The following is a 22,262-nucleotide window of genomic DNA, read 5'->3' as shown; positions in this document are numbered from 1 at the left end:
CTGCGCCTCATACCCGCGCCTTCTTCCCGCTCGCGGCCTGTGCCAGCCGAACTCCCTTGGGCACCAGCATTCGCTGGACACCCGCCAGCGCGAGGTCGAGCGCGACGGCGAGCAACGTCGTCAGCAGCGCGCCCGCGACCACCTGCGGATAGTCCAAAATGGCCAGTCCGTCGAGCAGGAACCGGCCGAGCCCGCCGAGCCCCACGTACGCGGCCACGGCGGCCGTCGCCACCAGTTGCAGCACCGAGTTCCGCACGCCGCCGAGCACCAGCGGCAGCGAGATCGGCACCTCGACCTTCCACAACCGTTGCCAGCCGGTCATTCCGATGCCCTGCGCCGCGTCGACGACGCCGTGATCGGTCGCCTGCAGGCCCGCATACGTCCCGGCGAGGATCGGCGGGATGGCGAGCACCACGAGGCCGATGATCGTCGAGAGCTCGCTTTCGGTGAAGAGCAGGAACAGGAAGGTCACCAGGCCCAGCGTCGGCAGCGCGCGGATCGCGTTGCCGCCGCTCACCAGCAGCACCGCGCCGCGACCGGTGTGCCCGACGTAGAGTCCGAGCGGGATCGCGATGATCAGCGCGAAGACCAGCGCCAGGGCGGTGTAGCCGAGATGCTGCAGCAGCCGGGCCGGGACGCCGTCCGGACCCTGCCAGTGGGCCGGGTCACCGAACCAGTTCAGCACGTCGCCGATCATTTCGCCCCCGCCGTGGTCGCCACCCGATCCCAGGGTGTGAGGACATTACGCAGGAGGACCAGCAGCAGGTCGACGATCAGCGCGAGCAGCAGGGTCGCGACGATCCCGACGACGATCGGCGAGAAGTACTCGCGCTGGAAGCCGTCGGTGAACAGCACGCCGAGCCCGCCGGTGCCGATCAGCGCGCCGACGCTGACCAGGCTGATGTTGCTGACCGAGGCCACCCGGACGCCCGCCGCGAGTACCGGCACCGAAAGCGGCAGCTCCACGGTGAGGAACCGGCGCGCGGGTTTGTAGCCGATCGCCGTGGCCGCGGCGACGACATGCGGCGGGACGGCGTCGAGCGCGTCCAGCACCGGGCGCACCAGGAGGGCGGCGGTGTAGACGGTGAGCGCCACGATGACGTTGACGCTGTCGAGGATCTTCGAGCCGATGATGCCCGGGATCACCACGAACAAGGCGAGCGACGGGATCGTGTACAGCAGGTTCGACAGGACGAGCAGTACGGAGCACACGGACCGGAACCGGTGGCCGAGCCAGCCCGCCAGCACCGCGATCACCAGGCCCAGCGCCAGCGGGACCAGTGAGAGATAGATGTGGTCGAGCAGGTCGCCGAAGAACTGCGACCTGTTGTTGGCGCTGCCCAGGTAGCGGCCGAGCTCCGCGAAGAAGTCCCCCATCAGGAACTCAGCGACGGCGCTTCGATCACCTCGAGGACCTGTTGGGCTCTGACCACGCCGAGGACCTTCTGGTCGGCGTCCACCACCACACCGAGACTCGCGGGCGACGAAAGCGCCGCGTCGAGCGCGCCCCGGATCGGCGACCCCTGAAGGTACAGCGAACCACCGGCGACGAGATCGCTCTCCGCGAGCTCGCCGTCCACAGTGGACCCCGGGCGCAGCCAGCCGCGCGGCTGCCCTTCGGCGTTGACCGCGACCTGCCAGTCGTCGGACGGACCGGGGGCGGGTTTCCCGACCTCGACCCGCTTGACCTCTTCGACGACGATCCCTTCCGCCGAAAGGAAGGAAAGCCCGCGGTAGCCGCGATCCTTGCCCACGAACGACGCGACGAAATCGTCGACGGGATGCCGCAGCACCTCCGACGGCGTGCCGTACTGCGCGAGTACCCCGCCGACGCGGAGCACCGCGATCTTGTCGCCGAGCCGCACGGCCTCGTCGATGTCGTGGGTGACGAACACGATCGTCTTGCCCAGCTGCGATTGCAGGCGCAGCAGTTCGTCCTGCAGTTCCTCGCGGACGATCGGGTCGACGGCGGAGAACGGCTCGTCCATCAGCAGCACCGGCGAATCCGCCGCGAGCGCCCGGGCGACACCGACACGCTGCTGCTGGCCGCCGGAAAGCTGGGCGGGGTACCGCTTGCCGAGTTCCGCCGGCAGGCCGACGGTCTCGAGCAGTTCCGCCGCGCGCTTGCGTGCCTTGCCCTTGTCCCAGCCGGACAGCAGCGGCACGGTGGCGACGTTGTCCAGGACCGTCCTGTGTGGAAAGAGGCCGGCGTGCTGGATGACGTAACCGATGCCGCGGCGCAGCAGCGCCGGGTCGCCGTCGCTGACGTCCTTGCCGTCGAGCAGCACCGTGCCCGAAGTCGGTTCGACCATCCGGTTGATCATTCGCAGCGACGTGGTCTTGCCGCAGCCGGACGGCCCGACGAAGACGGTGATCGTGCCGTCCTCCACGGTGAGGTTCAGGTCGTCGACCGCGACCGTCCCGTCCGGATACCGCTTGGTCACGCCACGGAACTCGATAGTCACGTGTCTCTCCCCATGTCTGGTCGAAAAACCGTAGCCCAGATCCTGCCTGTTGGCACGGTGTCCCAGGAGGCGGGTCATCGGCCGTGTCCTGTGCGGCACGCTCGATGGGCTCCGTGATCCAGGTGGTTCCTGGCGGTGCGGGCGGTTCGGCCTCGTACCGGGTCGTACTCGGCCGGGCCGCCCGTGCCGTCAGGGGCCGCCTGGGCGCGGAGACCGCGAGCGTGCCGCACAGGACACGGCCTAGGCTGCTGCCTGTGAGTTCCTCCGTCGATGACGTCCTCGCGGCGCACGGTGTCCACGTGCGACCGCTCCATCAGGTGATTTCCCTGCTCCGGACGGATTGGCGTGACCTCGGCGAGCTGGTCCGCGTCAGCACCGCGCCACGCCGGAGTGTCGAAGACGTCCTGAACGCGCTCGGCGACGACTTGGAGCGGAACGAGTCCCGCTTCCGGCTGGCCCCCGCCACCCGGGAGAAGTACGCGCGCTTCGGGGCACGGGACCGGAAATCCGATCCCGACGTGCTGAAGACCATCACCAGCTACGTCGAGAACGTGCCCGCGCCGCTGGCCGCGCTCGATCACGTGCAGGCGACGCCCGAGACGGTGCTGAACCGGGCGCTGTGGCTGGACGAGCGCTACGACCTCGGCACGGCGAAGCTGTTGTTCCTGGGCGACCACGACCTCACTTCGCTGGCCGTGCGCGCGTTGCGGCCGGACGCGGACCTCACCGTCGTCGATCTCGACGATCGCGTGCTCTCCTACATCGACGAACTCAGCGAGCGCTCCATCCGCACGCTGCACACGGATCTGCGGGTCGGCCTGCCGCCGTCGGTGACCGGGCGGATGGATCTCGTGTTCAGTGATCCGCCTTACACCCCCGAGGGAATGGGCCTGTTCGCGGCACGCGGGGTGCAGGCGCTCGCCGAACCCTCGGACGGGCGGCTGCTGCTCGCCTACGGCTACAGCCCGCGCCACCCCGCGCTGGGGGCGCAGGTGCAGCGTGCGCTCGCGACGCTCGGGCTGACCTTCGAAGCGATCCTTCCGGACTTCAACCGCTACTTCGGCGCGCAGGCGATCGGGAGCGCGGCGGACCTCTACGTCTGCCAGCCGACCGCGAAGTCGAAGAAGAACCGTGGCGGCAAGGGGAAGGCCGCGATCTACACGCACGGCCCGCAGTCGGTGGAGTCCGCCGGCGCGGCCAAGCCGTCGCTGCTGGACAAGCTGCACGAGATCGCCACCGAAGGCGGGCTGGCGCTGGAATCACGGCCGGTCGACTGGTCCGTCTCCGGGCCGGAAGGCGACGCGGTCGCGATGGACCTTTCGGCCGACCCCGGGCCGTGGCTGCTGCGGACCCTGCTGGGCACCAACGCGCGACGGCTGGCGCTGCTGGTGCCGAACTCGCATCCCGATCTGACGAACGCCGAGGCGCAGGGCGCGCTCAACCGGCTGGTCGGGGCCAAGTACAGGTTGCGGCTGCTGCGGAGCACCCCGGACAACCGGCACGCCATCGTCGTCGCGGACGCCGTCGAGCACCAGGAAGAGCTGCTAACCAGGGCGCACGCGCGGCTGGCGAACGTCTCGCTGGACGTTCCGCCGGAGCTGACGGACGCGCGGCTGATCGACCTGCCGCGGCATCGGCTGGCGGAGCTGCTCGGCTGAGCGTGTCATCGGAACTTCATGGGCCGTTCCTAAATTCGGTTCCATGAACCAGCCGTACGGGTTTGTCCACCCACCCGGGTACCCGCCGCAACGCCCCAAGACCAGCGGCCTCGCGATCGCCACGCTCGTACTGGGCTTGGCCGGTTGCCTGGCGCTGCCGCTGCTCCCCGCCGTCATCCTGGGCATCATCGCCCTCACCCAGACCGGCCAGGGGAAACAGCAGGGCCGGGGCCTGGCGATCGGCGGCCTCGCCGCCGCCGCGTTCTGGACCATCGGCTGGGTCGCGCTGCTCGGGAACACCATGAGCAACCCGGACAACCACACCGCGAGCCCGTCGAGCGCGAGTTGCGCGACCCCGCCGGCCGGCCACGCCAACATCTGCACCCTGAAGCCGGGAGATTGCTTGCGACAGCCCGTGGGCTCCGCCACGAGCGTCGAACTCACCTCGTGCGTGAGCCCGCACAGCACGGAGGTGATCGGAGCCTTCACCGCGACGGATGGCCCCTGGCCCGGCGGCGGAGAACTGAAATCGGAGGCCTTGGACCACTGTCAGCGGATCATGGCCAAGAACGTGGACAGTCCGCGGCTCAACGCGGAAGGTGTCTACACCGACCTGGGCTACTTGAAGCCTGAGCGCGAGCCCTGGAAGCAGGGTGTGCGCACCGTCTTCTGCACGCTCGTCTCGCCCGATTCGAAGCTGACCGGTTCCGTCCTCGTCTCCGGCGCCGATCTGGCCGTTCCGACCGGCTGAGCGTGTCAACCCCCAGATGCTAGGAACGGTCCTTTCCTTGCGAAATTTGCAAGGAAAGGACCGTTCCTAGCACTCGAGAGCGCGTGAGAGGGACCGTCACACCACGCCGTCGGCCTCCGCGGCCTTCGCGACCGCGGCGGCCACCTCAGGCGCGACCCGCGGGTCCAGCGGGCTCGGGACGATCCGGTCCGGACCGAGGTCGTCCTGCGCGACGGCGAAGATCGCTTCGGCTGCCGCCAGCTTCATGTTCTCCGTGATCGCCCGCGCACCGGAGTCCAGCGCGCCGCGGAAGACGCCGGGGAACGCCAGCACGTTGTTGATCTGGTTCGGGAAGTCGCTGCGCCCGGTCGCCACGATCTTGGCGTACCGCGACGCCACGACCGGGTGGACCTCCGGGTCGGGGTTGGACAGCGCGAACACGATCGCGTCGTCGGCCATCCCGGCCAGCAGGGTCTCGTCGATGGTCGCCCCGGACAGGCCGAGGAAGACGTCGGCGCCCTTCAATGCCTCGCCGAGGCCGCCGCGCAGGCCGGCCGTGTTCGTGGTCTCGGCGAGCTTCTGCTTGATCGGGTTCAGGCCCTCACGACCGGAGTGGATGATGCCGCGCGAGTCGAGCACGGTGACGTCCGCGACGCCGGCGTTCTGCAGGATCCTGGCGCAGGCCACACCCGCCGCGCCCGCTCCCGAGACGACCACACGCTGGCCGGCGATGTCCTTGCCGAGGACCTGGTTCGCCCCGCGCAGCGCGGCCAGCGTGACGATCGCCGTCCCGTGCTGGTCGTCGTGCATGACCGGGCAGTCGAGGGCCTCCTTGAGGCGGTCCTCCAGCTCGAAGCAGCGCGGCGCCGAGATGTCCTCCAGGTTCACCGCGCCGAACGACGGGCGCAGCCGGACCAGGGTCTCGATGATCTCGTCGACGTCGGTGGTGTCGAGCACCAGCGGGATCGAGTCGAGCCCGCCGAAGGTCTTGAACAGGACCGACTTGCCCTCCATGACCGGCAGCGAAGCGCTCGCGCCGATGTCACCGAGGCCGAGCACCGCCGTACCGTCGCTGACCACCACGACCAGCCTGTCCGCCCACGTGTACCGCTTCGCCTTGGCCGCGTCCTCGGCGATCGCCCGGCTCACCTTCGCCACCCCAGGCGTGTACGCGACCGAAAGGTCACGGGGCGAGGAGATCGGTCGCGTGGCGGCCACGGAGAGCTTGCCGCCCTCGTGCCCCTCGAAGATCTCGGTGTCCGTCACTGGCGTGGTCATCGTGGTGGTTCCCGTCATTGCTTCCGCCGTGTCTAAGGACGGCGAAGTCTCGATTCGAGCGAAGGTCATTGGAATTCTCCTGGGACTGCGAGCGGGGGAACTGGCCGGTGAGCAGGCCAAAACTGGGCATGGCCCGGCCACCTGGGGTAACTCGTCCTCCGACACGGCAGCCCAGCGCGGTAGCGCCGGCCTGTCGGCGAAGCGTCCAATCGGCCATCGGTGCCGTGGGTGTGGCGACGGCCGCGGACGCAGCGGTCAGATCATTGTGACAGGCGTGCGGACCAGTGCGCCCCTCTGGTGCGGTTGATGTCACAAACCGGCCCGGTTTTCCGCAGCTCAGAAGAGGTTTCGCAAGACGTCCGTCCGGCTTGGGACGCGCTCGTTAGCATTGAGGACATGCACGCCAGGCGCCTCAGCATCCCCGACTGTTTCGAGTTCACCCCGCGGGTTTTCCCCGATCACCGCGGCCTGTTCGTGGCGCCTTTCCAGGAAGAAGCGTTCGTCGAAGCGGTCGGGCACCGGCTTCGTCTCGGGCAGACCAACACGAGCGTGTCGCGCCGTGGGTCCATCCGAGGCGTGCATTTCGCGGACACCCCGCCCGGGCAGGCGAAGTACGTGTACTGCCCGAACGGTTCGCTGCTGGACGTCCTCGTGGACCTCCGGGTCGGCTCGCCCACTTTCGGTGAATGGACGTCCGTTCTGCTCGACAGCGCCGAGTACAAGGCGGTCTACATCGCCGAAGGCGTGGGCCACGCCTTCATGGCGCTCGAAGACGAAACCGTCATGGCGTACCTCTGCTCCGAGCCGTACAACCCGGCGGGCGAGCACGGCGTCAACCCGATGGACGCCGAACTCGCCCTGCCCTGGCCCCAGGACGTCGAACCCGTCGTGTCCGAAAAGGACGCCGCGGCGCCCTACCTGAAAGAGGCCTTGGAGCAGGGACTGCTGCCGCGGTACGACGACTGTGTCGCGTACTACGAGAAGTTGCGGGCCGCGGACTGAGCTAGCGCGCCACGTCTTCGGCCAGCACCCGTTCCACGTTCCGTTCCGCGAGCGCGGTGATCGTGACGAAGGGGTTCACCCCGGTGCTGCCCGGGATCAGCGAGCCGTCGGTCACGTAGAGGTTCGGGTAGCCCTTCACGCGGCCGTACGGATCGGTGGCCTCACCCAGCACCAAACCACCCAGCGGGTGATAGGTGAACCGGTTCTCGAACGACCGTGTATCCCCGAACAGGTCACTGCGGTAGATCGTGCGGTTCGCGCGGTTGACCTTGTCGAACAACGACTTCGCCGCGTCGATCGACGGCTTCCCCTGCGAAGCGCTCCAATGGAGCCGCGCGGAGTCGCTCGCGGCGTCGTAGGTGAAGTGGCCGCGTTCGGGGTTCTTCGTGATCGCCAGGTACAGGCTCAGCCAGGTCTCGACCCCGGCCGGCACCGGCGCGACCTCGGCGAAGACCGGGTTCACCGGGTCGTCCCAGGCGTCGATGCCGAGGGCGGGCATGCCCGACTGCAGTGATCCGCCGAGGTCCCACGCGTGGTTGGCGCGGCCCAGCATCACGTTGCCGTTGGTGCCCCAGCCGCGCCCGACCTCGTCGTTCAGCCTCGGCAGCGTCCCGGTCTCGCGTGCCCGCACGAGCAGTTCCGTCGAACCGAGGCTGCCGGCGCCGAGGAACAGGTATTTCGCGCCGAGCTGCTTCCTCGCCACGATCGCGCCGTCTTCGGCGGTCTCGTGCACGGTGAGGACATACGTGCCGTCGGTCTGGCGGGTGATCCCGCGGACCTCGTGCAGCGTCTTGATGGTCACCTTCCCGGTGCCCAGCGCGGCCGCGAGGTAGGTCTTGTCGAGCGACCGTTTACCGTGGTTGTTGCCGTAGATGACCTCGGACGCGAGCGCCGACCTCGGCACCTTGCCCGCTTCTTCCCGCTTCATGTACTCGAAGTCGTAAACGCTGGGCACGAACACCGTCTTGAGCCCCGCGCGCGTCGCGGCCTTCCGGGACACCCGCGCGTAGCGGTAGGAACGGCAGGTTTCGAACCAGCGCGGGTCGATGTGGTTCACGCCGAGGGTCTGGTTGGCGCGCGGGAAGTACTTGCCGTACATCTCGTCCGCGTCGACGGCGGGCAGGATCTCCTCGAAGTACGACCGCTTCGGTGTCACGGCCATCGCGCCGTTGACCAGCGAACCGCCGCCGACGCCGCGTCCGACGTAGACGGACATGTCACCGTGGCTCACCCTGTCGAGGACACCGGGGTACCGCCCGATGTCGCGGTTCGCCAGGTCCATCCAGAGAAACGACGCGAGCGGGGCCTGTGTGCGGTTCTTGAACCACGCGGCCCGGCGGTCCGGCCGGAGCATGTCGCAGAAGACCTTGCCGTCCGGTCCCGGATCGGCCCACAGTTTGCCCATTTCGAGCATGACCGTGGGAATCCCGGCCTCGCCGAGGCGAAGCGCGGTGACCGCGGCGCCGTAGCCGGTGCCGATGACCACGGCCGTCGAGAAACCCGGCGACGCTTCTTCGGCCTGTGCGGTGGAAATCGTGGTCAGCCCGAGAGCGGCGGCGGAGTTGAGCGCGGTGTACCCGAGGAACTTGCGGCGCGACAGTGGGGACATGCGCCGATGATCGCCCGCTGTTCGAGCCGCCTTCAAGGGCGAATCCGAAGCGGATTCGCGTCAGCTGGGTAAACACCGTTTATTTTCACTCGAACGTGGTGATTCAGGGGTCCCTTGGGTGGCTTCCCCGATGTGGCTCAAACCGGCACGGACCACTCTTTCGAGGCATGAGACGCCTCCTCGCCGCGACCGCGGCCGCCCTGTCCGCAGCCGCCCTCTTCGTCTTCCCCGGCCACGCCTCCGCGGCAGGGTTGCCCGATTTCGACTTCTCCGCCTGTCCCGCTCCGCCCGCCGACGCCGACCCCGGCACATGGCGTTGTGAAGCCTTTGTCGCCCAAGGAGTCCTGACCATCGGCGACCGCGCGATCCCGCTCGGGGAGATGCGGCTGACGTTCTCCGAAGGCAAGGTGGACGGGAAATACGCGCAGGTTTTCGGCGAACTGCGGCACGCTCCGGCCCGGATCCGCGGCACTTTCGGCGCGGCCATCCAGCTGAAGTACGGCGGCTACTCGGACTTCCAGTCGAACGACGAGCGCCGCGGCGAACTGGACCTCTACGCCGCCCTGCGGCATCCCTTGCTGCCCAAGGAATGCACGATCGGCACCCGCGGCGCGCCGCTGCACTCGGTGGTCAAGGACGATCCAGCGGTCCCCTTCGAGGTGATCTCGCAGAACCCCACGACGGTGAAATTCGGCGTCGTCGACTCGCAGCTCGCGCTGCCCGGCACCAGCGGCTGCGGCCCGCTGACGCGAGTGGCCGACGAGATGCTCGGCCTGCCGTCGGCGAGCGGGAAGAACACCTTCACGATGGCGACCTACGTGCAGTTCAAGCCCCTCTGACCACCCGCATTTCGTCCTCTGAATGCGGGTGGCAGCGATCGGCAACTCGTGAGTGCCGGGGCGTGTCCTGAAGGTCACCCTTGAGACAGCCAACGTCCCTAAGGGGCCTTCGGGACGCTTCGCCCGCCAGACCTAACGCGTTCAGAGGACGAAATGCCCGAGGTCGCCCGGAGTCCTACTTCTTTTTCGTCACCCAGATGGTGATGGTCGCGGTCACGACGGGTTTCCCGTTCGTGTCCGTGATCGTCACCGGCACGGGGAGCTCGAAGCCCTCGTCGCCGAATTCCGGCAACTCCGGCAGCTCCGCGACGGCGCGCAGGCTCGTCTCGGCCTTCGCCACGTACGCGACCGTCATACCCTTCGGCAGCCAGCGATGCGTCGCCGGCACGGTCGCCTCGGCGAGCATGCCCATCGCGATCTCGGCGAGGTTGCAGGCCGCGATCGCGTGAAAGGTCTTGATGTGGTTGTAAACACCCCACCACTTCGGGGACGTCACCTCGCACCGGCCGGGACGCAGGTCGCGCACCGACGGGAGCACCGTCCGGAAGTACGGCACACGCAGGCACATCGCCGCCGAGAACAGCTGTTTGCCGACCGGCTTGCCCGCCAGCCGGTTCCACATCGCGTAGGTCGGATTCTGCGCCATCACGGTCTCCTCATCATGTTACTCGCCAGTAGCATAACCGGACGGCAGGCTATATTCGCAACGTGGCACATCGGCTCTTCCTCCTCCGGCACGGTCAGACCGAGTGGTCCGTCAACGGGCGGCACACCGGACGCACCGACATCCCGCTCACGGCCGCGGGCGAGGGGCAGGCCCGCGCCGCGGGCGGCACCCTGCGCGCGGTACTCGGCGGCAGCCCGGCACTCGTCCTCTCCAGCCCCCGCACCCGGGCGCTGCGCACGGCCGAGCTGGCAGGCCTGCGCGTCGACGAGGTCACCGAAGAGCTGTCCGAATGGGACTACGGCGACTACGAGGGCGTCACGACCCCGGTGATCCGCGAGACCGTCCCGGGCTGGACGGTCTGGTCACACCCGATCCCCGGCGGCGAAAGCGCGGAAGACGTCAACGCCCGCGCGGACAAACTGATCGACCGGATCCGCGAGCCGCTCGGCAAGGGTGACGTGATCCTGGTGGGCCACGGGCATTTCAGCCGCGTCCTGGTCGCGCGCTGGATCGGTCTCCCGTCGACCGCGGGCGTCCACTTCGGACTCGACCCGGCCGGCGTCGCGGTGCTCGGCGACGAACGCGGCGAGCCGCAGATCGAACATCTCAACCTGCTCCCCACGACGGAGGACTAGTGGACGACCGCATCAGGCGTATCCGCGAAGAAGACGTGGACGCCGTCGTCCAGCTCGTCTACGACCTCGCCGAGTTCGAACGCGCCCCGGACGAATGCCACCTCACGCCCGAGCAGCTGCGCGTCGCGCTGTTCGGCGAGGCACCGGGCCTGTTCGGGCACGTCGCCGAGGTCGACGGCGAGATCGTCGGCTACGCGCTCTGGTTCCTCAACTTCTCCACCTGGCGCGGTGTGCACGGCATCTACCTGGAGGACCTCTACGTCCGCCCCGAGCAGCGCGGCTCCGGCCTCGGCAAGGCGCTACTGGCCACCCTCGCGGCGGTCTGCGTCGAGCGCGGCTACGCCCGTCTCGAATGGTCGGTGCTCAACTGGAACCCGGCTCAGGGGTTCTACAAATCGCTCGGCGCGGTGCCGATGGACGAATGGACCGTCGACCGCCTCACCGACGAACCCCTGAAGGCACTCGCCGCCCAGGCCTAGTCAGGAGTCGCGTTCCTCGCGTTCACGACGCGCCGCACGGCCCGCGGCGCCGTCCCGCTCCGCGGCCTCTTCCTCGGTCTCGCCCTCCTGCATCCCGAGCGCCCACGCGCGCGAAGGGCGGCGGAACAGCAGCACGATGACGGCGACGCCGACCAGCCCCAGCGGCACACCCCACAACGGCTGACCGGACGGGCCCGCGCCGTACCAGCCGACGCCCACCAGGATCAGCGCGACGACCACGCCGGGCGACCTCGCCCACGTCTTCCCCATCATCAGCCCGGCCGCGCAGGCCAGCGTCCCGGCGGCGAGGACGAGGTAGTAGGCGACTTCGGCCAGGAGGTTCTCCGGTCCGGCCCGGCCGTTGACCAGGAGCAGGATCGCGAACACGATCAGGGCGAGCCCCGGCAGCGCGGTGACGGCGCCGGCGAGGCGGACTTCACGGGGCGCGGGCGAGAGCTTGTCGGCGATGGACACGGCGAAACAGCCTTCCAGGCTTCCGGACACGGCGCCCCACCAGGGCGGGTCACCGTACGTGAGCACTTTCGATCGTATGCCACCCGGTCGGCCGGTTTCCCCTCGCCGCCGCATGGGAAGAATTGGCAGTGTCGTCGATGAGCGGGCGGTCGGCCCGGGTGCACTTGTCACGACGCGCGACAGCTGCCGGCGATGAGGAGGGCCGCCCGCCACAGGGGTCACAAGGTGCTGCTTCGAGGACGCACGGGCCACTGAGCTTCGCGTCACCTGACGCTCCCCTCTTCGGGCCGAAGTCACTTACCCTGCGGTATGTGCGTGCCATCCTCGTCGTGAATCCCCAGGCCACCTCGACCACCGCCGGTGGGCGTGACGTGCTGGCGCACGCACTGGCCAGCCAGGTCAAACTCGACGTGGTGGAGACCGACTACCGCGGCCACGCGATGGCCGTGGCGCGGTCCGCCGCCCGCGACGGGATCGACCTGGTGGTCGCCCACGGCGGCGACGGCACGGTCAACGAGGTGGTCAACGGTCTCCTCGCGGACAGCGACGGCGACCCGGCGCGGGTCGGCGACGTCCCCATGCTCGGTGTCGTACCGGGCGGCTCGGCGAACGTCTTCGCCCGCGCGCTCGGGATCGCGCACGATCCCGTGGAAGCGACGCATCAGCTCCTCAACGCCATCGAGAACGACCGAAGCCGCAAAGTCGGCCTCGGGATCGCGGACGGCCACTGGTTCACCTTCAACGCCGGCCTGGGCTGGGACGCCGACGTCGTCGGCCGCGTGGCCAAGCGCCGGGGCAAGCAGACCACCGCGGGGCTCTATCTGAGGGCCGCCGTGGCGTCGCATCTGCGGCCCCCGCTCGGCCGTCCGCCCCTTACGGTCCGCATCCCGGGTGAAGAGCCCACCGAAGTGCTGACCGCTTTCGTGTCGAACACCGATCCGTGGAGCTACCTGGGCGACCGTCCCGTCCATCTGAACCCGGACAGCTCGTTCGACACCGGACTGGGCCTTTTCGCGTTGAGCGGTCTGGGATTGCCCACCGTGTTCAAGCATGTACGGCAGGCATTGCTCACGAAGAGCGACCAACGCGGACGACGTCTCCTTCGTCACGATGACCTGCCGATGATCCGCATTGACGCTGCTGAACCGGTAAACTTCCAGGTGGACGGCGACCTCGTCGGCCAGCGGAAGAGGGTGGAGTTCTTCAGCGTCCCGGAAGCACTGACGGTAATCGTCTGACGACTGGACCGCTGATCGCCTGCGGCAAAGTACGAACTGCCGCTCATCGACGCAGAACATCCGCTCACCGCATCGGCCTTCCCATCGGAAGGCCGTTTCGGAACGAAACCGCAGGTCAGAAGCGTCGCTCGGCCGGGTGAGCTGACTCACCGATCTTCAGAAAACCCTTGTCGAAACGGGTGCTTCGTGAAAGCATTCACAAGCACCCAAAAAAACGACCGCCATGACGACTATGGCGCGGAGTACCGCGCCGTTATGAAGGAGCTCAGAAACATGGACTGGCGCCACGACGCGGCCTGCCGAGACGAGGACCCCGAGCTGTTCTTCCCCGTGGGAACCAGCGGTCCTGCTCTGTCGCAGGTAGCGCAGGCGAAGGCCGTGTGCCACCGCTGCACCGTCGCTTCCGACTGCTTGGCCTGGGCATTGGCCAGCGGGCAGGACGCAGGCGTCTGGGGCGGGATGAGCGAGGACGAGCGACGGGCCCTGAAGCGCCGTCGTACGCACATCGGCACGCGTACCTCCGCCTGAGTCTTTCGGACTCAGCACGCTTCATCGCATTACTCACAACTGAGCAAGACCCCAAGCTTCGGGAAACTCCCGCGGTGCAATGGCTGCATGGCCGTGCGCTGCGAGGTGACACGTACCCGACTTGAGCTTAACAAGCGAGGCCGACACGCCCCCGAGGGGGTGTGGCTTCAGCGGACTTTTCCCAAGTCCTCCCGCGGAACCGTTACAGGGCCGGCGCCACTTCTCTTCGGGCGCCGGCCCTAAAACGTGTCCGGATGAGACTGTCCATTGAGGACGATCAAAAGGGACAGTCCACTACAGACGTCGCGACAGCGGGATGCGCAAGGCGGCTTCGGTGCCCAGCCGTCGGCCGCCCGTCTCCTCGGAATCCCCGCGCAGTCCCCGGATCGACAGCGAGCCGCGCAGTTCCGACTCCACCAGCGTCCGCACGATCTGGAGCCCGAGGCCGTCGCTGCGTTCCAGCGAGAAACCCGACGGCAGCCCGCGCCCGTTGTCGCGGATGACGACGTCGAGCCAGCGCGCGGAGCGTTCCACCACGAGCTCGACCTTGCCCGGCCGCCCGTCGGGGAAGGCGTGCTCGATGGCGTTCTGGACCAGCTCGGCCAGCACCATCACCAACGGCGTCGCGATCTCGGCGACGACGACGCCGAACGAGCCCGTGCGCGAAAGCCCGACCTGCGATTCGGCCGTCGCGACCTCGCCGACCATCGGGAGGACGTTGTCGAGCAGCTTGTCGAGATCGACCCGCTCGTCCACCGAGATGGACAGCGCCTCGTGCACCATCGCGATCGACGAGACCCGGCGCACGGATTCGCCGAGCGCGAGCCGTGCCTCCTCGCTGGACGTCCGGCGTGACTGGAGCCGCAGCAACGCGGCGACCGTCTGCAGGTTGTTCTTCACCCGGTGATGGATCTCGCGGATGGTCGCGTCCTTCGAAAGGAGGGCGCGGTCACGGCGCTTCACCTCGGTGACGTCGCGCACCAGCACCAGCGCGCCCGCGGCCTGCCCGGCGGGACGCAGCGGCAGCGCACGGAACAGCACGACGGCGCCGCGCCGGGAATCCGCCTCCGTCCGGCTGCTGGGCTTGCCGTCGAGCGCCTCGATGATCCGGTGCGACACCTCGGTCGCGTCGAACGGGTCACGGATGAGCGACCTGGTCAGCGGCGCGAGGCGCTGGCCGACGAGGTCCGATTCGTGCCCCATCCGGTGATAGGCCGACAACCCGTTCGGGCTGGCGAAGACCACCGTGCCGGTCGGGTCGAGACGGATCAGGCCATCGCCGACCCGCGGGCTGGTGTGGGTGTCCGTCTGGTTCCCCGGGCTGGGGAAGGTGCCGTCGACGATCATCTGGCACAGGTCGCCCGCGCTCCCGAGGTAGGCGATCTCGAGCGGGCTGGGCACCCGCGAGGCGGCCAGGTTGGTTTCGCGGCTGAGCACGGCGATCACCGTGCCGCCGAACACCACCGGGATGGCCTCACGCCGCATCGGCAGGTCGCGGTACCAATGCGGATCCTCTTCGCGGCAGATCCGCACCTCGCGGCTCGCCTTGGCCAGCTGCGGATGCTCGTCCTCGGTGAACCGGGAGCCGACGACGTCCTCCGGATGGGCCGTCGGCGCCGTCGTCGGACGCGCGTGCGCGACGCACACGAAGTCGCCGCCGTCGGGTTGCAGCTCCTCCGACACGGCGACCCAGAGCAGGAAGTCGGCGAAGGACAGGTCGGCCAGCAGCTGCCATTCGGCGACCACGGTCTGGAGATGGTCCGCGGCTTGACCGGACAGGCCGGTGTTCTCCGCGAGCAGATCGGAAAGGGTGGACACGTCCCCATCCAAGCAGGGTGAGGGCCGCATGACACACTGGAGAGGTTGACCCTGGCCCAGCGGTGTCGTATCACCCCGCGCGGGCCACTCGGACGAGGAGTGAAACATGTCGAAGCGCGCCCGCAAGCGTCGCGACCGTAAGAAGAACGGCGCGAACCACGGCAAGAAGCCCAACTCCTGATCATCGATCAGACGGCGAAGGCCCCCGCACCGATCCGGTACGGGGGCCTTCGTGTGTCCTGGGCCGCGCTTACTCGAAGGTCTGCTCGATCTTGACCTCGGTGCGCTCGATGGTGATCGAGCCCTTGGTCTGCACGGTCTGGCGGATCGAGGCCCGCAGCCGGGACTTGAGGTCGTCCGGCGCGTGGTCACCACCGCATTTGCGGGCGAGCAGCTGCTTGATGTGCTCGTCGATGCCGTATTCCTCGAGGCACGGCGGGCAGTCCTCGATGTGCTTGCGCAGGGCGGCGTCGCGCTCGGCGCTGCACTCCTTGTCCAGGAGCAGGTAGATGTCGGCGAGGGCTTCCTCGCACCTGACCTTGTCGTCCGCTCCGGCGCAGTAGTCCTCGGTCATCGCCCCGCCACCTCCTGCTGTTTGCCCGCGCGGATGAAGCCGCGCTCACGCGCGACGTCGGCGAGCAGGTCACGGAGCTGGGCGCGGCCGCGGTGCAGCCGGGACATCACGGTGCCGATGGGCGTGTCCATGATCTCGGCGATCTCCTTGTACGCGAAACCTTCGACATCGGCGAGGTAGACCGCGAGGCGGAACTCCTCCGGCAGCTTCTGCAGCGCTTCCTTGACGTCGGCGTCGGGCAGGTTGTCCATCGCCTCGACCTCGGCCGAGCGCAGCCCGCTGGAGGTGTGGCTCTCCGCCTTGGCGATCTGCCAGTCGGTGATCTCCTCGGTGGGCTGCTGTACCGGCTGGCGCTGACGCTTGCGATAGCCGTTGATGTAGGTGTTCGTGAGGATGCGGTACATCCACGCTTTGAGGTTCGTACCCGCCTTGAAAGACGCGAAGGCCGCGTACGCCTTCAGGTACGTCTCCTGGACGAGGTCCTCCGCGTCGGCGGGATTCCGGGTCATCCGCATGGCGGCCGAGTACAACTGGTCGAGCAGGGGCATCGCGTCCCGCTCGAAGCGCTCGGCCCGCGCGGCCGCCTCTTCGGCGTCCGTGCCCGTGTCCGGCGCGGGATTCTGCGTGCTCGGCAAACCGTTCCCTTCCCGATCGGCGTCGATGCGCTTGTGCGCATGAGACGCCGTCGAGTTTACGCGCGGACGGATCACCTGGCCGCCCGGCGTGCGCGGGATCAGGATTCGGGGAGCTTCGAGGGTGGTGGACACGTGCCTTTCAACAGTGACGCCCGGCCGGGCATTCCCGGCACGCTCGTAGACTCCGGCCATGGCAGGCAAGGGAACCCCGGCGACGGCGCTGCTGGTGAGGCAGAAAGTGGCGCACGTTCTGCACGCCTACGACCACGACCCGCGGGCCGAGTCGTACGGCCTCGAAGCCGTCGAAGCGCTGGGGCTCGACCCCGCGCGCGTGTTCAAGACACTGGTCGCCGAGGTCGACGGGAAACTGACCGTCGGTGTGGTCCCGGTCACCGGTCAGCTGGACTTGAAGGCGCTGGCGGCCGCCGCGGGCGGGAAGAAGGCGAAGATGGCCGACCCCGCCGCCGCGCAGCGCGCGACGGGATACGTGCTCGGCGGGATCTCGCCGCTCGGGCACCGGAGCAGGCTGCCGGTGGTGATCGATTCGTCGGCGGAGAAGTTCGAGACCGTGCACTGCTCGGCCGGGCGACGTGGGCTGGAGGTCGAGCTCGCGCCCGGTGATCTGGCGCGGCTCACCGGTGCCGTGGTCGCCCCGATCGCGGGCTGACCTCACCCGCGAGAGGGAGCGGAGTCGGTCCGCGGCGGGAAGATCACCGGGCCGCGCTCGGGAATCGTCATCGGCAAGCGAAAGACGAACTCCCGGGAGCGACGAAATGGCCAAGACCCTGCCCGACGTGCCGAGGTGGGCGAACCTCGCCGCCCACGCGACACTGCTGGTGACCCTGCCCTCCGGGCTGTGGCGGATCGCGATGGGCCTCGGAGTCCCGGTGGGGTTCACCGCCCAAGGCCTGGTGGAGTTCGGGATCCCCGGCTGGGGCACGGCCTACGTCTTCGGCCTGAGCCTGCTCGCCGAAGCGCTCGCGTTCCTCACCCTCGGACTGGTCCGGCCGTGGGGCGAGGTGTGGCCGCGCTGGATCCCGGGGCTGCGTGGCCGCCGAATCCCGCCGCTCGCCGCGATCCTCCCGGCGGCCGCGGGCGCGATCGCGCTGACCCTGCTGGGGATCCAGGGACTGTTCGGCTGGGGAGAGGCCGGTTCCTCGATGTCGCCGGGCAGCTGGGAGGAGTCGCCGGTCTACGGCGTCGTCATGGCGGCCTGTTACGCGCCGCTCCTGCTCTGGGGCCCGCTGCTGGCCGCGGTCACCGTGCACTACGCCCGGCGGCGGTTCTCAGGTGAGCGGCCGCAGCACACGCTCCAGCCACTCGGCGGCCGCGCGTGACACGCCGTCGAGGTCGGCGCTGAGGTTGTGATCCCCCTGGAGCACCACGATCTCGTGATGCGGCCCCGCCTTGGGCAGGCCGAACGGGTCACGTTCACCCTGCACCACCAGGGTCGGGACCTCGACGGCGTCCAATTCGGCCTGCCTGCTCTTCTCCGGCTTTCCCGGCGGATGCTCGGGGAAGGCCAGGCAGAGCACCGCCACCGCCTGCCCCGCCGCGGCGGTCCGGCAGGCGACGCGGGCCCCGGACGACCGGCCGCCGAACACGATCGGGAGGTCGTCGAAGCGTTCGGAGATCTCGTCGGCGACGGTGAGCCAGGCGGTGTCGAGCTGGGTGGCGGGGGCGGGCGCCCGGCGGCCCGCCACCCGGTACGGCTGCTCGACGAGCGCGACGTGGACACCGGCCGCCTGCGCCGCGCGGGTGACCGCGACCAGATCCTTCGCGCCGATCCCGCCTCCCGCGCCGTGGCCGAGCATCAGGACCGCGATCCCTTCCTCGGCACAGTGCAGCTCGGCCCGCGCGGGGCCGTAGGCGGTGTCGATCTCCAGTTTCGTCATGAGTTCGGCAGCTCGAAGAGCGCGCTGTCGGCGGCGGGTTCGACGCGGTCCACCAGCTGCGGGCCGTTGTTGCGGACGTTGTTGACCAGGCTGGACACCGGCCGCAGCTCGATCGTGTCGACCAGGTCCGCCGGGGGCGGGACGAGCAGTTCGGTGACGTCGGGCCGGTCGGGGTCGAGCCAGGTGTCCCACTTCTCGCGCGGCATCAGCAGTGGCATGCGGTGGTGGATGTCGGTGAGCCTGCCGACCGAATCCGTGGTGATCACGGAGAAGGTGATCAGCGGATCGGCGTCCTTGTCGTCCTTCGGCCGCCAGGTCTCCCAGATCCCGGCGAACGCGAGCGATCCGTCACCCGGACCGGTCATGAAGAAGGGCTGCTTCTCCTTGCCGTCACGCCGCCACTCGTACCAGCCGTCGGCGGGGACCAGGCAGCGCCTCGCGGAGACCGCCTTCTTGAACGACGGTTTCTCCTTGGCCGTCTCGGCGCGCGTGTTGATCATCTTCGAGCCGACGCCGGGGTCCTTCGCCCAGAACGGGACCAAACCCCAGCGCATCATGCGCAGCGACCGGACGGCGGGCTCGTCTTCGAGCACCGCGCCGTCGGCGTCGCGCGGATGCCGCTGCACGACGGTGGGCACGTCCTTGGTCGGCGCCACGTTGTGATCGGTCCGGATGCGGCCCTCGGTCAGGTCGACCGCGGCGAACTCGTCGATCAGCGCCGCCGGGTCCTTGGTCGCGGCATAACGCCCGCACATGCGAAAACCTCCCTAATCGACAGCCATCGTTACACGCCGGCCAGACGATGGCGAGCAGCATGGGATCATTGTTCCGCGGTGTTCGAAGAGCAGGAGGCGGTTTGGCTGGCAAGGACTGGCGCAGGCTGGACGAATCCGACGTGCGGATCCGTCCCGGCAAGGGCACCAGGCCGCGCAGCAAACGCCGCCCGGAGCACGCGGACGCCTCCACGGCGATGGTCATCGGCAAGGACCGCGGCCGCTGGACCTGCGCGATCGACTCGGATCCGGATCGCGTCGTCACCGCCATGCGGGCCCGCGAGCTGGGCCGCGTCCCGGTCGTCGTCGGCGACACCGTCGGCATCGTCGGCGACGTGAGCGGCAAACCGGACACCCTCGCCCGCATCATCCGGGTGGACGAGCGCTCCAGTGTGCTGCGCCGGACCGCGGACGACACCGACCCCTTCGAACGAGTGGTGGTCGCCAACGCCGAGCAGCTGCTGATCGTGACCGCGCTGGCCGATCCCCCGCCGCGCACCGGATTCATCGACCGCTGTCTCGTCGCCTGCTACGCGGGCGGTCTCGAACCGGTCCTCTGCCTGACGAAGGCCGATCTCGCCAGCCCCGACGAACTCCTCGCCGGCTACGCGGGCCTCGACATCCCGGCCGTGGTCACCCGGCACGACGAGCATCCGGAAGAACTGACCGGGCGGCTCAAGGGCCGGGTCACCGCGCTGGTGGGGCATTCCGGCGTCGGCAAGTCCACTTTGGTCAACCGGCTGGTGCCCGACGCGGGACTGGCGACCGGTGTGGTCAGCGCGGTCGGCAAGGGCAGGCACACGTCCGTCGCGGCGGTCGCGCTCCCGCTGCCCGGCGGCGGCTGGGTGGTCGACACCCCCGGCGTCCGCTCGTTCGGGCTGGCGCATGTGACCGCCGACGACATCGTGCTCGCGTTCGAGGAATTCGCCGCGGCCGCCGAAGAGTGTCCTTCCGGCTGCGGTCACCTCGGGCCGCCTTCGGACCCCGACTGCGCGCTCGACGACGTGGTCACCGATGGTGACGCTAGTCACGAACGATTGGACTCTTTACGCCGCCTTTTGGGTTCCCGAGCCGGACACGACGACGATCGGTAACTAATTTCGGTCCAGCGCGATACCCCGTTCGGATTAGATCAACTTTTTCTGAGGGGTCCTCTTGAAGCGCGTAACCACACTCGCCGCCGTCACCACGGCCGCCGTCCTGGCGCTGTCCGCCTGCGGTGGCGAGAAGCAGTCCGGTGCGGCTGCTCCCGCTCCTGCTCCTTCCGAGCAGAAGAGCCAGCTCGCGTCGCCGCTCGGCGACCCGCTCCAGCTCGCGGCGCTGACCCGCGAGAGCACCAAGAAGGCCAAGTCGTCCAAGGTGACGATGGAGTCCGTCGCCGGCACCGAGAAGCAGACCGCGACCGGGCAGGGCGTGTACGACGGAGAGAACACCAAGTTCTCGATGTCCATGGACAGCGACGGCAAGAAGCTGGAGATCCTCTTCGTCGACAGCGCGCTGTACTTCAAGCTCGACGCGTCCGACAAGGCCGAGATGAAGACGGACAAGTCGTACGTCAAGATCGCCGCCGACGGCCAGGACCCCATCTCGCAGATGCTCGGCAAGATGATGTCGAAGGCCATCAAGGACAGTGACCCGTCGCGCACCCTCGAGCAGGTCTCGCAGGCGGGCAAGATCACGAAGTCGGACCAGGTCGAGCTGAACGGTGAGCTCACCAACCACTACCTCGTCGAGATCGAGGTCGAGAAGGCCATCGCCCTCATCGCGGGCGAGGTGGGCGTCCCGTTCCCGGCGGATGTCCAGAAGCAGCTCGACGCGAAGCTGAAGGGCAAGAACGTCACCATCCCCACGGAGCTGTGGCTCAACGCCGACCAGCTGCCGGTGCAGGTCGTCTCGGACCAGACCGCGTTCATGAAGGCCATGGGCGTTCCCGGTGACGGTGTCGCCAAGACCACGGTCAAGTACACCGACTGGGGCAGCCCGGTGGAGGTCACCGCCCCGCCCGCCGACCAGGTCGGCGACCTGGCCGAGATCATGAAGAAGGCCGGCGGCCGGTAGATGCGTGCCACCCACAAGGTGATCGCGGTGGCCGCGGCCCTGACCCTCGTGGTCACGGGCTGCGGCACCCGCCCGGCCACCACGGCCGAGAACAAGGGCGGCGAGCTCGCGCTGGCCAACCCGTTCACCGACGCGTTCGGTCTCGTCGAGGCCGCGAAGCAGGGGACGCGGAAAGCGAAGTCCTCCAAGACGACCGTCGACGCCGTCACCAAAGACGCCAAGGTCACGGGCACTCTGCTGGCGTACTACGACGGTCCGGCCTCGAAGATCGAGGCGAACATGACCATCGCGGGTGAAGCGGGCGTCCTGCGTCTGGTCGACCAGACGCTGTATCTCAAGCTGCCCCCGTCGGAACAGGCCGAGCTCAAGACGGACAAGGCCTGGGGCAAGCTCGACCTGAACAGCACGGATCCCCAGGCGAAGGCCATGGGGAAGGCCTTGCTGCGGTCGTTCGAGATGGGCGACCCGGCGAAACAGCTGGAGCTGGTCGAAAAGACCGGTCGCATCGTCCGTTCCGAGCAGACCCAGCTGAACGGCGTCCCGGTGAACCACTACTTCGTCGAGTACGACGTCAAGAAGCAGATCGAGTTGTTCCTCGGCGAAGACGTCCCCGCCGAGCAGCGGGCCGAGGTCGAGAAGCGGCTCGGGGACAAGGATCTGCGGGTCCCGGCCGAGTTGTGGTTCAACGCCGAGCAGCTCCCGCTGAAGATGACCATGGATCTGACCTCGTTCATGAAGTCGGCCGGAGCACCTGACCCCGGCGAGGTCAGGTCGACCTACACCTACAGCGACTGGGGCACGCCGGTGAACGTCACCGCGCCGCCGGCCGCCGAGGTGTCCGACTACACCGAATTACTGAAGAAGGCGGGCAACTAGCCCCGCTTCGCGCGTGAAGGCCCCCGTCCCT

At 68.7% G+C, this 22,262-nt stretch carries 26 protein-coding genes; 14 read left to right on the top strand and 12 right to left on the bottom strand.

The genetic code is table 11. The features are described 5' to 3' along the window. Window positions 1–7: 7 nt before the first annotated feature. From AVR91_RS34065 to AVR91_RS34055, 3 genes are read right to left on the bottom strand one after another with little or no spacing between them, the layout of a single operon-like run. Window positions 8–697: an ABC transporter permease gene (locus AVR91_RS34065; protein ID WP_063273103.1), complete on the bottom strand. Its 690-nt coding sequence runs from the start codon at window positions 695–697 to the stop codon at window positions 8–10. Then, window positions 694–1,377, bottom strand: a complete 684-nt coding sequence (locus AVR91_RS34060; protein WP_063273102.1) for an ABC transporter permease — start codon at window positions 1,375–1,377, stop codon at window positions 694–696. The genes AVR91_RS34065 and AVR91_RS34060 overlap by 4 nt, the downstream gene beginning before the upstream one ends. Further along, a complete protein-coding gene (locus AVR91_RS34055) occupies window positions 1,377–2,465 on the bottom strand; it encodes an ABC transporter ATP-binding protein (RefSeq protein ID WP_063273101.1) in 1,089 nt (362 codons plus the stop codon). The genes AVR91_RS34060 and AVR91_RS34055 overlap by 1 nt, the downstream gene beginning before the upstream one ends. 254 nt (window positions 2,466–2,719) lie before the next feature. On the opposite strand from AVR91_RS34055, the gene AVR91_RS34050 reads away from it, so the two are divergent. Next, complete coding sequence (locus tag AVR91_RS34050; protein WP_063273100.1) at window positions 2,720–4,123, top strand: bis-aminopropyl spermidine synthase family protein; 1,404 nt, start codon at window positions 2,720–2,722, stop codon at window positions 4,121–4,123. Window positions 4,124–4,166: 43 nt separating this feature from the next. Beyond that, window positions 4,167–4,874, top strand: coding sequence for a DUF4190 domain-containing protein (locus tag AVR91_RS34045; RefSeq protein WP_063273099.1), 708 nt, complete (start codon window positions 4,167–4,169; stop codon window positions 4,872–4,874). Between the two features lie 96 nt (window positions 4,875–4,970). Here AVR91_RS34045 and AVR91_RS34040 read toward each other — a convergent pair whose 3' ends face one another. Continuing rightward, the gene (locus AVR91_RS34040; protein WP_228708126.1) at window positions 4,971–6,131 is read right to left on the bottom strand and encodes an NAD(P)-dependent malic enzyme; all 1,161 of its coding nucleotides are present in this window, start codon (window positions 6,129–6,131) and stop codon (window positions 4,971–4,973) included. Between the two features lie 396 nt (window positions 6,132–6,527). Between AVR91_RS34040 and AVR91_RS34035 the strand changes: the two genes are divergently transcribed. Next, window positions 6,528–7,133 carry a dTDP-4-dehydrorhamnose 3,5-epimerase family protein gene (locus tag AVR91_RS34035; protein WP_063273097.1) on the top strand — a complete coding sequence of 202 codons (606 nt, stop codon included), beginning with the start codon at window positions 6,528–6,530 and terminating at the stop codon, window positions 7,131–7,133. Window position 7,134: 1 nt separating this feature from the next. Here the strand turns inward: AVR91_RS34035 and AVR91_RS34030 are convergent, their stop codons facing one another. After that, a complete protein-coding gene (locus AVR91_RS34030) occupies window positions 7,135–8,742 on the bottom strand; it encodes a GMC oxidoreductase (protein WP_063273096.1) in 1,608 nt (535 codons plus the stop codon). Between the two features lie 167 nt (window positions 8,743–8,909). On the opposite strand from AVR91_RS34030, the gene AVR91_RS34025 reads away from it, so the two are divergent. Further along, window positions 8,910–9,581 carry a hypothetical protein gene (locus tag AVR91_RS34025; protein WP_063273095.1) on the top strand — a complete coding sequence of 224 codons (672 nt, stop codon included), beginning with the start codon at window positions 8,910–8,912 and terminating at the stop codon, window positions 9,579–9,581. 175 nt (window positions 9,582–9,756) lie between these two features. Here the strand turns inward: AVR91_RS34025 and AVR91_RS34020 are convergent, their stop codons facing one another. Next, window positions 9,757–10,227, bottom strand: coding sequence for a hotdog fold domain-containing protein (locus AVR91_RS34020; protein ID WP_063273094.1), 471 nt, complete (start codon window positions 10,225–10,227; stop codon window positions 9,757–9,759). Between the two features lie 62 nt (window positions 10,228–10,289). Here AVR91_RS34020 and AVR91_RS34015 point away from each other — a divergent pair, with 62 nt between their 5' ends. Together AVR91_RS34015 and AVR91_RS34010 are read left to right on the top strand one after the other, a co-directional pair. After that, on the top strand, window positions 10,290–10,883 hold the full coding sequence (locus tag AVR91_RS34015; RefSeq protein WP_016337063.1) for an acid phosphatase: 594 nt from the start codon (window positions 10,290–10,292) through the stop codon (window positions 10,881–10,883). After that, window positions 10,883–11,362: a GNAT family N-acetyltransferase gene (locus tag AVR91_RS34010; RefSeq protein ID WP_063273093.1), complete on the top strand. Its 480-nt coding sequence runs from the start codon at window positions 10,883–10,885 to the stop codon at window positions 11,360–11,362. Before AVR91_RS34015 ends, AVR91_RS34010 begins: the two co-directional genes overlap by 1 nt. On the opposite strand, the gene AVR91_RS34005 is transcribed toward AVR91_RS34010, so the two are convergent. Next, window positions 11,363–11,902 (bottom strand): hypothetical protein, encoded by a 540-nt coding sequence (locus AVR91_RS34005; protein WP_016337065.1) that lies wholly within the window; start codon window positions 11,900–11,902, stop codon window positions 11,363–11,365. 245 nt (window positions 11,903–12,147) lie between these two features. Here AVR91_RS34005 and AVR91_RS34000 point away from each other — a divergent pair, with 245 nt between their 5' ends. Then, window positions 12,148–13,074 carry a diacylglycerol/lipid kinase family protein gene (locus AVR91_RS34000; protein ID WP_063273092.1) on the top strand — a complete coding sequence of 309 codons (927 nt, stop codon included), beginning with the start codon at window positions 12,148–12,150 and terminating at the stop codon, window positions 13,072–13,074. Between the two features lie 273 nt (window positions 13,075–13,347). After that, window positions 13,348–13,602 (top strand): WhiB family transcriptional regulator, encoded by a 255-nt coding sequence (locus tag AVR91_RS33995; protein WP_007028999.1) that lies wholly within the window; start codon window positions 13,348–13,350, stop codon window positions 13,600–13,602. Between the two features lie 294 nt (window positions 13,603–13,896). Here AVR91_RS33995 and AVR91_RS33990 read toward each other — a convergent pair whose 3' ends face one another. Next, the gene (locus tag AVR91_RS33990) at window positions 13,897–15,420 is read right to left on the bottom strand and encodes a sensor histidine kinase (RefSeq protein ID WP_063273091.1); all 1,524 of its coding nucleotides are present in this window, start codon (window positions 15,418–15,420) and stop codon (window positions 13,897–13,899) included. A 106-nt stretch (window positions 15,421–15,526) separates the two neighbouring features. Here AVR91_RS33990 and AVR91_RS44560 point away from each other — a divergent pair, with 106 nt between their 5' ends. After that, on the top strand, window positions 15,527–15,601 hold the full coding sequence (locus AVR91_RS44560) for a 50S ribosomal protein bL37 (RefSeq protein ID WP_369299112.1): 75 nt from the start codon (window positions 15,527–15,529) through the stop codon (window positions 15,599–15,601). Between the two features lie 69 nt (window positions 15,602–15,670). Here the strand turns inward: AVR91_RS44560 and rsrA are convergent, their stop codons facing one another. Then, the gene (gene rsrA / locus AVR91_RS33985) at window positions 15,671–15,994 is read right to left on the bottom strand and encodes a mycothiol system anti-sigma-R factor (RefSeq protein ID WP_063273090.1); all 324 of its coding nucleotides are present in this window, start codon (window positions 15,992–15,994) and stop codon (window positions 15,671–15,673) included. Next, a complete protein-coding gene (locus tag AVR91_RS33980; RefSeq protein WP_026466946.1) occupies window positions 15,991–16,629 on the bottom strand; it encodes a sigma-70 family RNA polymerase sigma factor in 639 nt (212 codons plus the stop codon). Before AVR91_RS33980 ends, rsrA begins: the two co-directional genes overlap by 4 nt. A gap of 190 nt (window positions 16,630–16,819) precedes the next feature. Here AVR91_RS33980 and ybaK point away from each other — a divergent pair, with 190 nt between their 5' ends. Together ybaK and AVR91_RS33970 are read left to right on the top strand one after the other, a co-directional pair. Next, window positions 16,820–17,296: a Cys-tRNA(Pro) deacylase gene (gene ybaK / locus AVR91_RS33975; protein ID WP_063273089.1), complete on the top strand. Its 477-nt coding sequence runs from the start codon at window positions 16,820–16,822 to the stop codon at window positions 17,294–17,296. A 106-nt stretch (window positions 17,297–17,402) separates the two neighbouring features. Beyond that, a complete protein-coding gene (locus tag AVR91_RS33970; protein ID WP_063273088.1) occupies window positions 17,403–17,966 on the top strand; it encodes a hypothetical protein in 564 nt (187 codons plus the stop codon). Here AVR91_RS33970 and AVR91_RS33965 read toward each other — a convergent pair. Together AVR91_RS33965 and AVR91_RS33960 are read right to left on the bottom strand one after the other, a co-directional pair. Beyond that, complete coding sequence (locus AVR91_RS33965; protein ID WP_063273087.1) at window positions 17,916–18,524, bottom strand: alpha/beta hydrolase family protein; 609 nt, start codon at window positions 18,522–18,524, stop codon at window positions 17,916–17,918. The two genes, AVR91_RS33970 and AVR91_RS33965, sit on opposite strands and share 51 nt — an antisense overlap. Further along, window positions 18,521–19,279, bottom strand: coding sequence for an SOS response-associated peptidase (locus tag AVR91_RS33960; protein WP_063273086.1), 759 nt, complete (start codon window positions 19,277–19,279; stop codon window positions 18,521–18,523). Before AVR91_RS33960 ends, AVR91_RS33965 begins: the two co-directional genes overlap by 4 nt. A 101-nt stretch (window positions 19,280–19,380) precedes the next feature. Here AVR91_RS33960 and rsgA point away from each other — a divergent pair, with 101 nt between their 5' ends. The 3 genes from rsgA (at window position 19,381) to AVR91_RS33945 (ending at window position 22,231) form a co-directional block, all read left to right on the top strand. Continuing rightward, the gene (gene rsgA, locus AVR91_RS33955) at window positions 19,381–20,391 is read left to right on the top strand and encodes a ribosome small subunit-dependent GTPase A (protein ID WP_016337073.1); all 1,011 of its coding nucleotides are present in this window, start codon (window positions 19,381–19,383) and stop codon (window positions 20,389–20,391) included. Between the two features lie 61 nt (window positions 20,392–20,452). Next, window positions 20,453–21,355 (top strand): hypothetical protein, encoded by a 903-nt coding sequence (locus AVR91_RS33950; protein ID WP_063273085.1) that lies wholly within the window; start codon window positions 20,453–20,455, stop codon window positions 21,353–21,355. Then, on the top strand, window positions 21,356–22,231 hold the full coding sequence (locus tag AVR91_RS33945; protein ID WP_063273084.1) for a hypothetical protein: 876 nt from the start codon (window positions 21,356–21,358) through the stop codon (window positions 22,229–22,231). It begins immediately after the preceding gene. Window positions 22,232–22,262: the final 31 nt, after the last annotated feature.

It is taken from the genome of Amycolatopsis keratiniphila subsp. keratiniphila, from assembly GCF_001620365.2.
Classification (GTDB): domain Bacteria; phylum Actinomycetota; class Actinomycetes; order Mycobacteriales; family Pseudonocardiaceae; genus Amycolatopsis; species Amycolatopsis keratiniphila.
This window is presented reverse-complemented; position numbering and strand designations above follow the sequence as displayed.

Excerpts from the sequence above, each read along its gene's own strand:
- AVR91_RS33995 (WP_007028999.1), top strand. The coding sequence starts at position 13,348 with ATGGACTGGCGCCACGACGCGGCCTGCCGAGACGAGGACCCCGAGCTG.
- rsrA (WP_063273090.1), bottom strand. The coding sequence starts at position 15,994 with ATGACCGAGGACTACTGCGCCGGAGCGGACGACAAGGTCAGGTGCGAG.
- AVR91_RS34030 (WP_063273096.1), bottom strand. The coding sequence starts at position 8,742 with ATGTCCCCACTGTCGCGCCGCAAGTTCCTCGGGTACACCGCGCTCAAC.
- AVR91_RS33970 (WP_063273088.1), top strand. The coding sequence starts at position 17,403 with ATGGCCAAGACCCTGCCCGACGTGCCGAGGTGGGCGAACCTCGCCGCC.
- AVR91_RS34040 (WP_228708126.1), bottom strand. The coding sequence starts at position 6,131 with ATGACCACGCCAGTGACGGACACCGAGATCTTCGAGGGGCACGAGGGC.
- AVR91_RS33945 (WP_063273084.1), top strand. The coding sequence starts at position 21,356 with ATGCGTGCCACCCACAAGGTGATCGCGGTGGCCGCGGCCCTGACCCTC.
- AVR91_RS34035 (WP_063273097.1), top strand. The coding sequence starts at position 6,528 with ATGCACGCCAGGCGCCTCAGCATCCCCGACTGTTTCGAGTTCACCCCG.
- AVR91_RS34025 (WP_063273095.1), top strand. The coding sequence starts at position 8,910 with ATGAGACGCCTCCTCGCCGCGACCGCGGCCGCCCTGTCCGCAGCCGCC.
- AVR91_RS33960 (WP_063273086.1), bottom strand. The coding sequence starts at position 19,279 with ATGTGCGGGCGTTATGCCGCGACCAAGGACCCGGCGGCGCTGATCGAC.
- AVR91_RS34045 (WP_063273099.1), top strand. The coding sequence starts at position 4,167 with ATGAACCAGCCGTACGGGTTTGTCCACCCACCCGGGTACCCGCCGCAA.
- AVR91_RS33965 (WP_063273087.1), bottom strand. The coding sequence starts at position 18,524 with ATGACGAAACTGGAGATCGACACCGCCTACGGCCCCGCGCGGGCCGAG.
- AVR91_RS34060 (WP_063273102.1), bottom strand. The coding sequence starts at position 1,377 with ATGGGGGACTTCTTCGCGGAGCTCGGCCGCTACCTGGGCAGCGCCAAC.
- AVR91_RS34065 (WP_063273103.1), bottom strand. The coding sequence starts at position 697 with ATGATCGGCGACGTGCTGAACTGGTTCGGTGACCCGGCCCACTGGCAG.
- ybaK (WP_063273089.1), top strand. The coding sequence starts at position 16,820 with ATGGCAGGCAAGGGAACCCCGGCGACGGCGCTGCTGGTGAGGCAGAAA.
- AVR91_RS34020 (WP_063273094.1), bottom strand. The coding sequence starts at position 10,227 with ATGGCGCAGAATCCGACCTACGCGATGTGGAACCGGCTGGCGGGCAAG.